The organism is Amycolatopsis sacchari, assembly GCF_900114035.1.
In the GTDB taxonomy this organism is placed as follows: Bacteria; Actinomycetota; Actinomycetes; order Mycobacteriales; family Pseudonocardiaceae; genus Amycolatopsis_E; species Amycolatopsis_E sacchari.
Genome location: NZ_FORP01000002.1, coordinates 495,305 through 508,836 on the forward strand (window position 1 = coordinate 495,305; position 13,532 = coordinate 508,836).

At 70.1% G+C, this 13,532-nt stretch carries 11 protein-coding genes; 7 read left to right on the forward strand and 4 right to left on the reverse strand.

What is annotated here, in order from left to right; translation table 11 throughout:
- The first annotated feature begins 233 nt into the window (after window positions 1-233).
- From BMZ92_RS06495 to BMZ92_RS06505, 3 genes are all read left to right on the forward strand, one after another.
- The gene (locus BMZ92_RS06495) at window positions 234-1,607 is read left to right on the forward strand and encodes an FAD-binding oxidoreductase (RefSeq protein WP_091504865.1); all 1,374 of its coding nucleotides are present in this window, start codon (window positions 234-236) and stop codon (window positions 1,605-1,607) included.
- A gap of 201 nt (window positions 1,608-1,808) precedes the next feature.
- A complete protein-coding gene (locus BMZ92_RS06500) occupies window positions 1,809-3,362 on the forward strand; it encodes an acetolactate synthase large subunit (protein WP_091504779.1) in 1,554 nt (517 codons plus the stop codon).
- Window positions 3,363-3,484: 122 nt separating this feature from the next.
- Entirely contained in the window at window positions 3,485-3,889 is a 405-nt protein-coding gene (locus BMZ92_RS06505; RefSeq protein WP_143249806.1) for a peptidase inhibitor family I36 protein, read from the forward strand.
- Window positions 3,890-3,895: 6 nt separating this feature from the next.
- Here BMZ92_RS06505 and BMZ92_RS06510 read toward each other — a convergent pair whose 3' ends face one another.
- Window positions 3,896-4,519: a TetR/AcrR family transcriptional regulator gene (locus tag BMZ92_RS06510; RefSeq protein WP_091504866.1), complete on the reverse strand. Its 624-nt coding sequence runs from the start codon at window positions 4,517-4,519 to the stop codon at window positions 3,896-3,898.
- Between the two features lie 89 nt (window positions 4,520-4,608).
- Here BMZ92_RS06510 and BMZ92_RS06515 point away from each other — a divergent pair, with 89 nt between their 5' ends.
- Complete coding sequence (locus tag BMZ92_RS06515) at window positions 4,609-5,118, forward strand: nitroreductase/quinone reductase family protein (RefSeq protein WP_091504781.1); 510 nt, start codon at window positions 4,609-4,611, stop codon at window positions 5,116-5,118.
- A 56-nt stretch (window positions 5,119-5,174) separates the two neighbouring features.
- Here the strand turns inward: BMZ92_RS06515 and BMZ92_RS06520 are convergent, their stop codons facing one another.
- Both BMZ92_RS06520 and BMZ92_RS06525 read right to left on the reverse strand, forming a co-directional pair.
- The gene (locus BMZ92_RS06520; protein WP_177228555.1) at window positions 5,175-7,337 is read right to left on the reverse strand and encodes a 3-hydroxyacyl-CoA dehydrogenase NAD-binding domain-containing protein; all 2,163 of its coding nucleotides are present in this window, start codon (window positions 7,335-7,337) and stop codon (window positions 5,175-5,177) included.
- A gap of 2 nt (window positions 7,338-7,339) precedes the next feature.
- Window positions 7,340-8,551, reverse strand: a complete 1,212-nt coding sequence (locus BMZ92_RS06525; protein WP_091504783.1) for an acetyl-CoA C-acetyltransferase — start codon at window positions 8,549-8,551, stop codon at window positions 7,340-7,342.
- 110 nt (window positions 8,552-8,661) lie between these two features.
- Here BMZ92_RS06525 and BMZ92_RS06530 point away from each other — a divergent pair, with 110 nt between their 5' ends.
- Entirely contained in the window at window positions 8,662-9,846 is a 1,185-nt protein-coding gene (locus BMZ92_RS06530) for a TetR/AcrR family transcriptional regulator (RefSeq protein ID WP_091504784.1), read from the forward strand.
- On the opposite strand, the gene BMZ92_RS06535 is transcribed toward BMZ92_RS06530, so the two are convergent.
- Window positions 9,839-10,738: a fumarylacetoacetate hydrolase family protein gene (locus BMZ92_RS06535; protein ID WP_091504785.1), complete on the reverse strand. Its 900-nt coding sequence runs from the start codon at window positions 10,736-10,738 to the stop codon at window positions 9,839-9,841. The two genes, BMZ92_RS06530 and BMZ92_RS06535, sit on opposite strands and share 8 nt — an antisense overlap.
- 111 nt (window positions 10,739-10,849) lie before the next feature.
- Here BMZ92_RS06535 and BMZ92_RS06540 point away from each other — a divergent pair, with 111 nt between their 5' ends.
- Together BMZ92_RS06540 and BMZ92_RS06545 are read left to right on the forward strand one after the other, a co-directional pair.
- On the forward strand, window positions 10,850-12,139 hold the full coding sequence (locus BMZ92_RS06540; protein ID WP_091504786.1) for an acyl-CoA dehydrogenase family protein: 1,290 nt from the start codon (window positions 10,850-10,852) through the stop codon (window positions 12,137-12,139).
- Window positions 12,140-12,169: 30 nt separating this feature from the next.
- Window positions 12,170-13,381, forward strand: a complete 1,212-nt coding sequence (locus tag BMZ92_RS06545) for an acyl-CoA dehydrogenase family protein (protein WP_091504787.1) — start codon at window positions 12,170-12,172, stop codon at window positions 13,379-13,381.
- The last annotated feature ends 151 nt before the right edge of the window (window positions 13,382-13,532 follow it).

The following is a 13,532-nucleotide window of genomic DNA, read 5'->3' on the forward strand; positions in this document are numbered from 1 at the left end:
ATTGGCGCGGGTCGGCCCCGTGTTTTCCGCGAAAAGGGAAATCCCTGACATGAGACCCGGACGTGCTCGCCTGCTCGCGGGGTTCCCGTGGCGGGCACGTCCGGCCCAGCGCCGGTGCGCGTTCACGCGGCGGCCGTTCCACCCACACCGCCGCTTCCACCGAGATCACCGGGAAGTTACCCGCCCGTACTAGGCTGCGACCAGCAACGCGTACGGGAAGGCGGGTGCACGTCATGGGTGACGCGGCAGCACGGTTCGCCGAGATCGTCGGCAGGACCCATCTGCTGGCCGGGGACCAGGTCAGCGAGGACTACGCGCACGACGAGTCCCTGACCACGGAACCCCGCAAGCCGGCCTTCGTGGCCAAACCCGCCACCGCCGAGGAAGTCGCGGCGCTGCTCGTCGCGGCCGGGGAGCACGGCGTCCCCGTCACCGCGCGCGGAGCGGGCAGCGGCATGTCCGGCGCGGCGCGGCCCCGCGAGGACGGGCTGCTGATCTCCTTCGAGCGCATGAACTCCGTGCTCGAGATCGACACCGGTAACCAGGTCGCCGTCGTCCAGCCCGGCGTCAGCCTCGCGGAGCTCGACGAGCGGGCCGCCGAGGCCGGGCTGTCCTACCCCGTCTACCCCGGCGAGCTGAGCGCGTCCGTCGGCGGCACGGTCGGCACGAACGCGGGCGGGATGCGGGCCGTCAAGTACGGCGTGACGCGCCACAACGTGCTGGGGTTGCAGGCGGTGCTGCCGACCGGCGAGATCATCCGCACCGGCGGCCGCACCTCGAAGATCTCCACGGGCTACGACCTCACGCAGCTGATCATCGGCTCCGAGGGCACTCTCGCACTGGCCACCGAGGTCGTCGTCAAGCTCGCACCCCGGCTGGCGCACTCCGCGACGCTGCTTGCCCCGTTCGGGGACCTGGACCAGGTGATGCGGGCCGTGCCGCGGATACTGGAGGCCGGGCTCGCGCCGCACATCCTGGAGTACATCGACAACCTGACGATGGCGGCGATCACCTACAACGAGAAGCTGTCGCTCGGCATCCCGGACGAGGTGCGGGACGCCACGCAGGCGTACCTGGTGGTGGGGCTGGAAAACCGGGAGGCCGACCGCCTGGACGGCGACGTCGAGCGGGCCGGTGAGCTGCTCGGCGAGCTCGGGGCGAGCGACGTGTACGTGCTGGAAGGCGGGTCGGCGCGCAAGCTGATCGAGGCGCGGGAAAAGGCTTTCTGGACGGCGAAGGCCGCCGGGGCCGACGAGATCATCGACGTGGTCGTGCCCCGCACGGAGATGCCCGGTTTCCTCGCGGAGGTGCGGGAACTGGCGACGGCGGCCGAGGCGGGCGCGGTCGGTTGCGGGCACGCCGGGGACGGCAACCTGCACCTGGGGATCTTCTGCAAGGACCAGGAGAAGCGGTACCGGCTGCTGCACGACGTCTTCGCGGCCGCGATAGCCCGCGGCGGCGCGATCTCCGGGGAACACGGCATCGGGCACGCGAAGAAGCGGCACTACCTGGAGCTGGAGGACCCGGCGAAGGTCGCGCTGCTCCGGCGCCTCAAACAAGCCTTCGATCCCCAAGGCATCCTCAACCCCGGCGTCCTTTTCGATTAGGTTGTCCTTTCGGAGCGGCGGAGCCGCTTCCACCACCCGAGCAACCGACACCGCCGCGGGTTCTGAGGCGGTTCCTCGCGAGGACAGCGCCTCCGTGGTGACCTGGCGGTCATGAGGAGGCGATCCCGGAGCGAGGGGCCGCCTCAGGTTCCGCCACCCGCACCGCTACGCAAGCCGCAACCAACAGGTTTTAGGAGCAACATGAACGGCGCGCAGTCACTGATCCGGACACTGGTCGACGCGGGTGTCGACGTGTGCTTCGCCAATCCCGGCACTTCCGAGATGCACTTCGTCGCGGCGCTGGATTCCGTGCCGGAGATGCGGGGCGTGCTCGGCCTGTTCGAAGGGGTCGTCACGGGGGCGGCCGACGGGTACGCGCGCATCGCGGGGAAGCCCGCCGCCACCTTGCTGCACCTCGGGCCGGGGCTGGGCAACGGCCTGGCGAACCTGCACAACGCTCGCCGCGCGCACACGCCGGTCGTCAACGTCGTCGGTGATCACGCCACGCACCACAAGAAGTACGACGCGCCGCTGGAATCGGACATCCTCGCGGTCGCCGGCTCGTTGCAGGGCTGGGTCCGCGAGTCGCACAGCACCGCGGACGTCGGGGCGGACGCCGCGGCCGCCGTCGCCGCGTCGATGGACCCGCCGGGCCGGGTGGCGACGCTGATCCTGCCCGCCGACGTCTCGTGGGGCGACGGCGGGACAGCCGTGGCGCCCATCCCGCCACGCAAGCCGCACGCCGTGGCGCCCGGCAAGGTGCAGGCCGTGGCCGAGGTGCTGCGGTCCGGTGAGCCGGTCGCCGTGCTGATCGGTGGTGCCGCGTGCCGCGAGGCCGGGCTGCGCGCGGTCAGCCGCATCACCGCGGCGACGGGGGCGAAGGCCTTCATCGAGACGTTCCCGGCGCGGCTGGAGCGGGGCGCGGGGCTGCCGACCATCGAGCGGCTGGGGTACCTCGCCGAGCAGGCGACCTACCAGCTCAGCGGCATCAAGCACCTGATCGTCGCCGGCACGAAGTCCCCGGTGTCGTTCTTCGCGTACCCGGGCAAGCCCAGCGACCTCGTGCCGGAGGGCGCGCAGGTGCACACGCTCGCCGAGCTGGACCACGACGTGGTCGGCGCGCTCGAAGCACTCGCGGACGAGGTCGCGGCCGGGGTCGAGCCCGTGCTGCAGGAGGCGCGGCGGCCGGAGCTCCCGTCCGGTCCGCTGACGGCGCAGAACTGGGTCGAGGTGATCGGCGCGCTGCTGCCGGAGAACGCGATCATCTCGGACGAAACGAACACTTCCGGCGTCCTGCTGCCGAACGCCACGGCGGGCGCGCCCCGGCACGACGTGCTCACCCTGACCGGTGGCGCGATCGGGCAGGGTCTCCCGGTCGCGACGGGTGCCGCGGTGGCCGCCCCGGACCGCCCGGTGATCGCACTGCAGGCCGACGGCAGTGCGCTGTACACGATTTCGGCGCTGTGGACGCACGCAAGGGAAAACCTCGATGTCACGACGGTCATCCTGAACAACAGCGCTTACGCCATCCTGCGCATGGAGCTGCAGCGGGTGGGCGCGGAAAGCAGTGGCCCCAAGGCGAACGCGCTGCTCGATCTGTCCAAACCGGACATGGACTTCGCGAAGATCGCCGAGGGCATGGGAGTCCCCGCCACCAGGGCGACGACCGCCGAGGAACTGGCGGAGCAGTTCCGGGCCGCGCAGGCGGAGCCGGGGCCGCACTTGATCGATGCGGTCGTGCCCCCGTTGTTGTGACGGGCAGAAAGCGCTTCCCCATCATTCCGACGAGCAATCGGACAGCTCATCCGCGTGCTCGCCGGAGGTACCGTCGCCGTGTCATCTCAGTAGCACTCCACGACTACGAACGGGAGTAACTGTTGAAGATCACGACGCGCACGAGACGGATGGCTTCGGCCGGTATCGCACTGGCGACCGCGGCCGCCGCGACGGTCGCGATGGCCACGCCCGCTTCCGCCAGCTACGACCAGTGCCCCGACGGCTGGTTCTGCATGTGGGAGAACAACGCCTACACCGGCTACTTCTACGGCCTGCTCAACGCGGACTCGCCGAACTTCGGCAACGATTTCAACGACAAGATGACCTCGTACTGGAACCGCTCGCCGGACCGGTGGCTCGTCTTCTCCGACTCCAGCTACGGGGGCGTCTGCATGACGATCGAACCCGGTCAGTCGAGTTCCGCGGTGAAGCCGGAGATCAACGACACCGCGACGTCGGCACGGCGCTGGGTACCCTCGGACGTGAACAAGTTCTGCCAGTTCTGACCGTCCTCAGTGGACCGACACGTCATCGTCGGGAAGTGGTTCGCCGCGATCGGCACGCAGGCCGTCGAGGGAGATGTGCAGCAGTCTGCGCCACATCCGCGGGCGGCACTCGTCGGTGACCTGGACGGCGTGCCCCAGTGAGACCAGCAGGAGCAGCAGGTCGTCGGTGGTCACGCCGGGGCGCAGCAGGCCCGCGGCCTGGGCGCGGGCGCACAGTTCCTCGATGACGAGGCGAAGCTGCTGGATGCCCTCCAGGTCGGGATCCGACCAGGTCAGCGCGAGGTTCTCCACGATGGCGCGGTGACGGGCGTAGCCGGTCAGGGCCTGCTCGTAGAAGTCGGCGATCGCCGCCCAGGGGTCCTCGGCGGCGATCGCCGCCTGGCGGGCGGACTCGGCCCACCTGGAGAAGTCCTGCCGCAGGACCGTCCGGACGAGGTCCTCCTTCTTCGGGAAGTGCCGGTAGAGGGTGCCCATCCCCACCCCGCTGCGCCGGGCGATCTCGCGCACGTCCACCGCGGCGCCCTGCTCGGCCAGCACTTCGGCGGCGGCCCGCACGATCGCTTCCCGGTTGCGGATCGCGTCCACGCGCGGCGCGCGCCGCGCGGCGTTGTCCGGTTCGGCCACTGCCATGGTGACCAGCATACCGCTTTATCCGGAGCACGTGCTCCACATCTGTGCTAACGTGCGGAGCACGTGCTCCGGTTAGCAGAGGAGATGTCATGTCCGATCCATCCACGGTTCCCGCGGACGAGACCAAGGCCGTCTGGAACGACCGGATCATCGCCGAGTTCCGGGCGAACGGCGACGGGTACGTGCCGTGGAGCAGCGAGGCGGAGTTCGCCGCGGGACGTCCCATCCCGCCCCGGTTCTCCGGGTTCGACGAGCGGGGGATGCCGCTGATCCTGGTGCACCACATCGGAGCCAGAACGGGGCGCGAACGGATCAGCCCGTTGTTCTACCAACCGGTCGACAACGGGTGGGCCGTCTTCGCGACTCACGGCGGCAGCCCGAAAAACCCGGCGTGGTACCGCAACCTCGTGGCGCGCCCGCGAACCACGGTCGAGGTGGGAGCGGAAACGGTGCCGGTCGTGGCCAGGGTCGCGGAGGGCGCGGAGCGCGAGCGGATCTGGGCGAAGGAGATAGCGCTCGTCCCGAAGTTCGCCGAGTTCGAGGCGGCCTCCGGCAGGCAGATCCCCGTCGTCGTGCTGGAACGCGTCCGGGAACCCTAGTGGCAAGGGAAAAGGCGCCCTCCCCCGACCGGGAGAGAGCGCCTTTTCCCTTGCCCTTACTCGAAGATCTCGCCGTTCTCGGCCTTCTTCACGAGGCTCTCCGGCGGCTGGAAGTGGTCACCGTACCGCTCGGCCAGCTCGCGGGCCCTCGCGACGAAGCCCTTCAGCCCGCCCTCGTACTGGTTGATGTACTGGATCACACCCCCGGTCCACGCCGGGAAGCCGATGCCGAAGATCGACCCGATGTTGGCGTCCTGCACCGAAGTCAGCACCCCCTCGTCGAAGCACTTCACGGTTTCCAGCGCCTCGGCGAACAGCATCCGCTCCTGCAGGTCCTTGAAGGGGACCTGCGCGCTGCCCGACTTGAACGCGTCCCGCAGGCCCGGCCACAGCCCCGCCCGCTTGCCGTTCTCGTCGTAGGAGTAGAAGCCCGCGCCCGACGAGCGGCCCTTGCGGTCGAACTCGTCGATCATGCGGTCGATCACGGCCTCCGACGCGTGCGGCGTCCAGGTGCCGCCCGCGGCCTCGATCGCCGAACGCGTCTCCTGCCGGATCTTCCTCGGCAGCGTCAGGGTCAGCTCGTCCATCAGCTGCAGCGGCGGCGCCGGGTACCCGGCCTGCGCACCCGCCTGCTCGATCGACGCCGGCTCGACGCCCTCACCGACCGCGGCGACCGCCTCGTTGATGAACGTGCCGATCACCCGCGAGGTGAAGAACCCGCGGCTGTCGTTCACCACGATGGGCGTCTTCTTGATCTGCAGCGTGAAGTCGAAGACCTTGGCGAGCGTCGCGTCCGACGTCTTCTCCCCGCGGATGATCTCCACGAGCGGCATCTTGTCCACCGGCGAGAAGAAGTGGATGCCGATGAAGTCCTCCTGGCGCCGCACGCCCTGCGCGAGACCGGTGATCGGCAGCGTCGAGGTGTTGGAGCCGAGCACCGCGTCCGGGTTGACGATGTTCTCGATCTCGCCGAACACCTTGTGCTTCAGTTCCTGGCTCTCGAACACGGCCTCGATCACGAAGTCGACGCCCTTGAAGTCCTCGGGGTCGGCCGTCGGCTTGATGCGCGCCAGCAACGCGTCCGAGCGCTCCTTCGTGGTCTTGCCGCGAGAAAGCGCTTTCTCCTCCAGCTTGACCGCGTAGCCCTTGCCCTTCTCGGCCGCCTCCAGCGAGACGTCCTTGAGCACCACGTCGATCCCGGCCTTCGCCGAGACGTACGCGATCGCGGCACCCATCATGCCGGCGCCGAGCACGCCGACCTTCTTCGCCGTGTACTTCTCGTAGCCGTCGGGCCGCGAGCCACCGGAGTTGATGTGCTGCAGGTCGAAGAAGAACGCCTTCGTCATGTTCTTCGCGACCTGGCCGGTCGCCAGGCTCACGAAGTAGCGCGTCTCGATCTTCGTCGCGGTGTCGATGTCCACCTGCGCGCCCTCGACCGCCGCGGCGAGGATCGCGCGCGGTGCGGGCATCGGCGCGCCCTTGAGCTGCTTGCGCAGGTTCGCCGGGAACGCGGGCAGGTTCGCCGCGAACGACGGGTTCGACGGCGTGCCACCGGGGATCTTGAAGCCCTTGACGTCCCACGGCTGCTGCGCCCCGGGGTTGGCCTTGATCCACTCCTTGGCCTTCGGCAGCAGTTCGTCCACAGAGGACACGACCTCGTGGGCGAGGCCCAGCTCGACGGCCTTGGCCGGCTTGTGCCGCTGGCCCTGCACGAGCCAGTTCATCACCGCGTTCTGGATGCCCACCAGCCGCACGGTGCGCGCCACGCCGCCACCGCCGGGCAGCAGACCCAGCGTCACCTCGGGGAACCCGAGCACGGTCCCCTTCACGTCGGCGACGATGCGGTGGTGCGCGGCGAGCGCGAGCTCCAGGCCACCACCGAGCGCGGCGCCGTTGATGGCGGCGACGACCGGCTTGCCCAGCGTCTCCAGCCGGCGCATCTGCGCCTTCATCTCGTCGGTGCTGCGGGTGAACTCCGCCGCGTGCTCCGGCGTCGCCTGGATCAGGTCCCTGAGGTCACCACCCGCGAAGAACGTCTTCTTCGCCGAGGTGAGCACGACACCGGTGATCGAGTCCTTTTCGGACTCCAGCCGGTCGACGGTCTTCGCGAAGGACTCGCGGAAGTCCGCGTTCATCGTGTTCGCCGACTGGTTCGGGTCGTCCAGGGTCAGCACGACGATGCCGTCGGAGTCGGAGTCCCACTGAATCGTGTTGGTCATGCTCACACCCGCTCAATGATCGTCGCGATACCCATGCCGCCGCCGATGCACAGCGACAGCAGCGCGCGGCGGGCCTGGCGCCGCTCCAGTTCGTCCACCATCGTGCCGAGGATCATGGCACCGGTCGCGCCCAGCGGGTGCCCCATCGCGATGGCGCCGCCGTTGACGTTGACCTTCTCCTCCGGCAGCTTCAGGTCCTTCATCCACTTCAGCACGACCGACGCGAACGCCTCGTTCAGCTCGAACAGGTCGATGTCGTCCGTGGTCAGGCCCGCCTTCGCGAGCACCTTCTGCGTCGCGGGCGTCGGGCCCGTCAGCATGATCGTCGGGTCGGAGCCGGTGATCGCGGTGGCCACGACGCGCGCCCGCGGCGTGAGCCCGAGGTCCTTGCCGACCTGCTCGTCACCGAGCAGCACCAGCGCGGCGCCGTCGACGATGCCCGACGAGTTGCCGCCGGTGTGCACGTGGTCGATCTTCTCCACCCAGTGGTACTTCTGCAGCGCCACCGCGTCGAACCCGCCGAACTCGCCGATGCCCTCGAACGCGGGCTTGAGCTTGGCGAGGCTCTCCAGCGTGGTCCCGGGGCGGCGGTGCTCGTCGTGGTCGAGGATCGTCACGCCGTTGATGTCCTTGACCGGTACGACGGACTTGGCGAAGTAGCCGCCCGACCACGCCGCCTCGGCCTTCTCCTGCGAGCGGACCGCGAACCGGTCGACGTCCTCGCGCGAGAAGCCCTCGATGGTGGCGATCAGGTCGGCGCCGATGCCCTGCGGCACGAAGTACGTGTCGTAGTTCGTGGCGGGGTCGGTGAACATCGGGCCGCCGTCGGACCCCATCGGCACGCGCGACATCGACTCGACGCCACCGGCGAGGATCAGGCTCTCCCAGCCCGAGCGCACGCGGGCCGCGGCCTGGTTGACGGCCTCCAGCCCGGACGAGCAGAACCGGTTGAGCTGCACGCCGGCGACGGTGTCGGGCAGGCCGGCGGCCATCGCCGCGGCCCGCGCGATGTCGGCGCCCTGGTCACCGACCGGGGACACGACGCCCAGGACGATGTCCTCGATCCTGGCCGGGTCCAGACCGGGGTGGCGCGCCTTGAGCTCGTCGATCAGACCGACCACCAGGTCGATCGGCTTGGTCCCGTGCAGGGACCCGCCCTTGTTCTTGCCACGAGGCGTGCGGATGGCCTCGTAGATGTATGCCTCGTTGCTCACGCGTGCGGCCTTTCCTCGGGTTCACGCTAATCCTCATTAACATAATCCGCCTGAATCCCCAGGTGTCAACCGGTTGCCGTGTGATCCGCGCGAGCTAGAGTTGTCTCACCATGACGACCCCCAGAAGCCGTCGCGCCGCGGACCGCCGCAACCAGCTCGCCGCCTGTGCGGCCGAGCTGTTCCGCGCCCGCGGCTACCACGGGGTGGGCATCAACGACATCGCCGCGGCGGCCGGCGTGACCGGCCCCGCGCTGTACCGGCACTTCGCCGACAAGCAGGCCGTGCTCGCGTACGTGCTCCTCTCCGCCGTACGCGACATGGAGACGGAGACCACCCGGGCCCTGAGCACGCTGGACAAGCCGGACGCCGAGCAGGTGGACCGCCTGCTCGGCGGCATCGCCGCCGCGTCGGTCGAGCGGCGCGACGTGGCGGCCCTGTGGCGCTGGGAGGGCAAGCACCTCTCGCCCGAGGACCAGCGGGAGATCGGCCGCCGCTCCAGCGCGATCCTCACGTCCTGGGCGAAGGTGCTGATGGAGCAGCGGCCGGAGCTGTCCGCGTCGGACGCGGAGCTGCTGTGCTGGGCGGCGCTGAGCGTGTTCGGCAGTGTCTCCGTCCACCACACGACGGTGGCCAAACGCCGGTTCGTGCAGTTGCTCACGGAACTCGCCAAACGCGTGCTGCAGGCCGACCTGCCCGAGGCGGGTGAGGCCGCGCCACCGGTTCCGGTGAGCAACCTCGGCACGTCCTCCCGCCGCGAGCAGCTGCTCGCCGCGGCCGCCGAGCTGTTCCACCGCCGCGGCTTCCACGACGTGAGCATGGAGGACATCGGCGCGGCAGCGGGCATCGCGGGACCGAGCGTGTACCGGCACTTCCCCAGCAAGGCGAGCCTGCTCCACGCGATCGCGCGCCGGGCGGCCGACCGCCTCGCGCTCGGCACGGAGGAGGCGCTGCGCGGGAGCTCGGACGAGGCGGAGGCGCTACGCCGGCTGGTGGACTCCTACGTGCGCGTGCTCACCGGATCGGCGGAGCTGAGCGTGTCGTTCTCCATCGACGGCGTGAACCTGGCCGAGCAGGAACGCGCCGAGCTCGTGCGTGTGCAGCGGGACTACGTCGCCCAGTGGGTGAACCTGCTGTGTGCCGCCCGGCCGGAACTCCCCCCGCGCGAAGCCAAGATCACCGTGCACGCGGCGCTCACGATCGCCAACGACCTCGCGCGCACGCGCCGCCTCAACGCCCGGCCCAACCTGCCCGCGGAGCTGGAGGTCCTGATGAAGACGGTGCTCGAGGTCAGCTGATCGGGTGTTCGATGGCGCCGACTCCCTCGATTTCGAGCCGGAGGGTGTCGCCCGGTCGCAGCCAGTGCCCGTTCTCCATCCCGCTCCCGCCCGGCAGCGTGCCGGTGGCGAACAGCTCCCCGGCGTACAGGTTCTCGCCGCGTGACGCGTGCGCGAGCAACTCGCCCAGCGAATAGCGGGCGTCCGCGCTGCGGGGCTCCGCCACGACCTCGCCGTTGATCCGGACGGCGCCGGTGAGCTCGCGCCAGCGCACGGCGTCCGCGGTGACGGCGGTGGCCGACAGCGAGTTGACGAAGTGCTTCGACTTCTGCGGGCCGAAACCACTGCGCATCTCCGGGATCTGCACGTCCCTGGCGCTGAAGTCGCACAGCACGACGAACGCCGCGATGGCCTGCTCGGCCTCCTCCGGCGTGGCGTCCCGCAGCGGACGGCCGAGCACGAAGCCCAGTTCGAGCTCGTAGTCCAGTGCCTGCGAGTACGGCGGGCAGGAGACCGGCGTGCCGCTCGGCACGAACGTCAGCGCGTTGCTCATGTAGTAGACGGGCTGGCGGTACCAGAGCTTGTTCGGCTGGAACGCGGGGAACACCCGCCTGGTCAACGCCTCGTACCCGCCCGCGAGGCGCGACACGGCTGGCAGGAAGCGGCGGGCGTAGCCGCGTCCGGCGTCGACCACGTGCTGCTCGTAGATCATGAAGTCGCGGAACGACAACGGCTGGAACGGCAGGACGACCGCGCCGTCCGCCGGGCGGAGGCGCTCGATCTCCCATTCGTCGCCGAACGGTGGCGGGTACCCGAGCGGGTTCTCGCCGGCAGGCTGCCACTCGTCCGCCGGGCCCTGGCGGGTCTGGAACTCGATGCGGCCAGGGGCGCGGTGCAGTCGTCGGATCTCCATGCGGGCCAAGCTACCGGGATCCGTGCTAACCTACTCGCGAGTAGGTAACGGCCGACCAAGGAGTGCCAGGTGGCAGCGCTCAACGGAACACCGCGGCGGAAGCGGGATGTCATGGGGGCGGGGCTCGCCGCGTTGACCAAGCTCGCGGGCAGCAGGACGCTCGAACGCGCGGGGCTGCGCGTGCCCGTGCAGAACCTCGTGGGCGCCGCGACGAAGAACGGGTTCCGCGCCGCGGGCGCCGCTTCGCGGGCGTTCAAGTCGGCACGGGTGACCGGGAAACCGGCACGTCCGGGCAGGCCCGAGGACAAGGGCCTGTTCGACGTCACGCCCACCGACGAGCAGCAGATGATCGCCGAGACGGTGCGCGAGTTCGCCGCCGAGCAGCTGCGGCCTGCCGCGCCGGAGGCGGACGCGAAGCTCGCCCCGCCGGACGGCCTGCTCGCGCGTGCCGCCGAACTGGGCGTGACGCTCATCGGCATCCCCGAGGAGCTGGGCGGCGCGGGCACGGAGCGTTCGGTCGTGACGAGCGCGCTGATCGCCGAAGCGCTCGCGCACGGCGACCTCGGGCTCGCGGTGGCGGTCCTGGCGCCGTCGGCGGTGAGCACGGCGCTCGTCCTGTGGGGCGACGCGCAGCAGCAGGCCGACTACCTGCCCGCGTTCGTCGGGGAGAACGTGCCGGCGGCGGCGCTCGCGCTGCAGGAGCCGCGCCCGCTGTTCGACCCGTTCAAGCCCGCCGTGAAGGCGCGCCGCACGCCGTCGGGGTACCAGCTGGACGGCGTGAAGTCCCTGGTGCCGCGTGCCGCGCAGGCGGAGTTGTTCATCGTGTCGGCCGACCTCGAAGGCCGCGGGCCGGCGTTGTTCCTCGTCGAGTCCTCGTCGCAGGGGTTGACGGTCGAGGCCGAGCCCGCGATGGGCCTGCGCGGCGCGGCGACCGGAAAACTGTTCCTGGACAAGGTGAAGCTGCCCGCGGGCGCGCTGCTCGGCTCGCCCGACGTGTTCGCCGACGTGGTGCGCCTGTCGCGGCTGGGCTGGGCCGCGCTGGCGACCGGGACCGCGAAGGCCGTGCTGGACTACGTGATCCCGTACGTCAACGAGCGCACGGCGTTCGGCGAACCGATCAGCCACCGGCAGGCGGTGGCGTTCTCGGTGGCCGACATCGCGATCGAGCTGGAGGGCATGCGGCTGGTGACGCTGCGGGCCGCCGCGCGGGCCGAGCAGGGCAAGCCGTACGCGCGTGAGGTCGCGCTGGCCCGGAAACTGGCCGCGGACAAGGGGATGCGGATCGGCAGCGCCGGGGTGCAGCTCCTCGGCGGGCACGGGTTCACGAAGGAACACCCCGTGGAGCGGTGGTACCGCGACCTGCGGGCGATCGGCATCGCCGAAGGCGTCGTCCTCCTCTAGCGCTCCTCCTGCTCCCAGAAAGGCTTTGCTGTGATCAACCTCGAGCCCCCGAAGAAGGCCGGCGCGCTGATCAACCAGGCGTACCAGGCGGCTTCCCAGGTGCTGCGCCCGATTTCGCGGAAGTACGACCGCGCGGAGCACGCCTACCCGAAAGAGCTGGACATGTTCGCCGCGGTCCTCGACGGTTTGAACTCTTCCGGGGAAGGTGGTGCCGGTGCAGCAGGCGTCCGGCGAGAATCTTCCGGGAAAGACTCTTCCGGTAACCGCAACGGCGGCAACCTGAGCACGGTCCTCGGCACGATCGAGATGTGCTGGGGCGATGTGGCGCTGCTGTTGTCGATGCCGCGGCAGGGCCTGGGCAACGCGGCGATCGCGTCGGTGGCGAACGAGGAGCAGCTGGCGCGGTTCGGCAGGCTGTGGGCGGCGATGGCGATCACGGAGCCCGACTGCGGTTCGGACTCGGCGGCCATCACGACAACGGCCGTCGAGGACGGCGATTCGTACGTGCTCAACGGCGAGAAGATCTTCGTGACGTCGGGCCAGCGCGCGGACGCCGTGGTCGTGTGGGCCACTTTGGACCGGTCGAAGGGTCGTGCGGCGATCAAGTCCTTCGTGGTGGAGAAGGGCACGCCGGGCTTCGAGGTCGTGCGCCTGGAGCACAAGCTGGGCATCCGGGCGTCGGACACGGCGGTGCTGCGGTTCGACAACTGCCGCGTGCCGAAGGAGAACCTGCTGGGCTCGCCGGAGATCGACACCAAGAAGGGTTTCGCGGGGGTCATGCAGACCTTCGACAACACCCGTCCCTTGGTGGCCGCCATGGCGGTCGGCCTCGCCCGCGCCGCGCTGGAGGAGACTGCGCGGATCCTGTCCGAAGCGGGCGTGGAGATCGACTACGACAAGCCGGCGAACCTCCAGCACGCCGCGGCGGCGGCGTACCTGGAGCTGGAGGCCGACTACGAGGCGGCGTACCTGCTGACGCTCGAATCGGCGTGGATGGCGGATAACCGCAAACCGAACTCACTGCAGGCCTCGATGGCGAAGGCCAAGGCGGGCCGTTCGGTCGTGGACATCACCCTGAAGTGCGTCGAACTGGCGGGGGCGTTCGGGTACACGGAGGAGTCCCTGCTGGAGAAGTGGGCCCGGGATTCGAAGATCCTGGACATCTTTGAGGGGACGCAGCAGATCCAGCAGTTGATCGTGGCTCGGCGGGTGCTGGGGAAGACGAGCGCGGAGCTGAAGTAGTTGGTGCACCGCCCGGTCGCTGCGAACAACGGCGGCCGGGCGGTGCCGCGTTCATGCCTCCGGCGGCACACTCCGCTGCGCCGGCTCCGCCCGCTGCCCCGGCTGCGGGGCTCCGCGCGGCGACCCGGCTGCGCGGGCTCCCCAACCGATC

Bases quoted from the DNA above. Each gene is read 5' to 3' on its own strand.
- BMZ92_RS06495 (WP_091504865.1), top strand. From the start codon at position 234: ATGGGTGACGCGGCAGCACGGTTCGCCGAGATCGTCGGCAGGACCCAT.
- BMZ92_RS06520 (WP_177228555.1), bottom strand. From the start codon at position 7,337: ATGACCAACACGATTCAGTGGGACTCCGACTCCGACGGCATCGTCGTG.
- BMZ92_RS06515 (WP_091504781.1), top strand. From the start codon at position 4,609: ATGTCCGATCCATCCACGGTTCCCGCGGACGAGACCAAGGCCGTCTGG.
- BMZ92_RS06540 (WP_091504786.1), top strand. From the start codon at position 10,850: ATGGGGGCGGGGCTCGCCGCGTTGACCAAGCTCGCGGGCAGCAGGACG.
- BMZ92_RS06535 (WP_091504785.1), bottom strand. From the start codon at position 10,738: ATGGAGATCCGACGACTGCACCGCGCCCCTGGCCGCATCGAGTTCCAG.
- BMZ92_RS06500 (WP_091504779.1), top strand. From the start codon at position 1,809: ATGAACGGCGCGCAGTCACTGATCCGGACACTGGTCGACGCGGGTGTC.
- BMZ92_RS06510 (WP_091504866.1), bottom strand. From the start codon at position 4,519: ATGGCAGTGGCCGAACCGGACAACGCCGCGCGGCGCGCGCCGCGCGTG.
- BMZ92_RS06530 (WP_091504784.1), top strand. From the start codon at position 8,662: ATGACGACCCCCAGAAGCCGTCGCGCCGCGGACCGCCGCAACCAGCTC.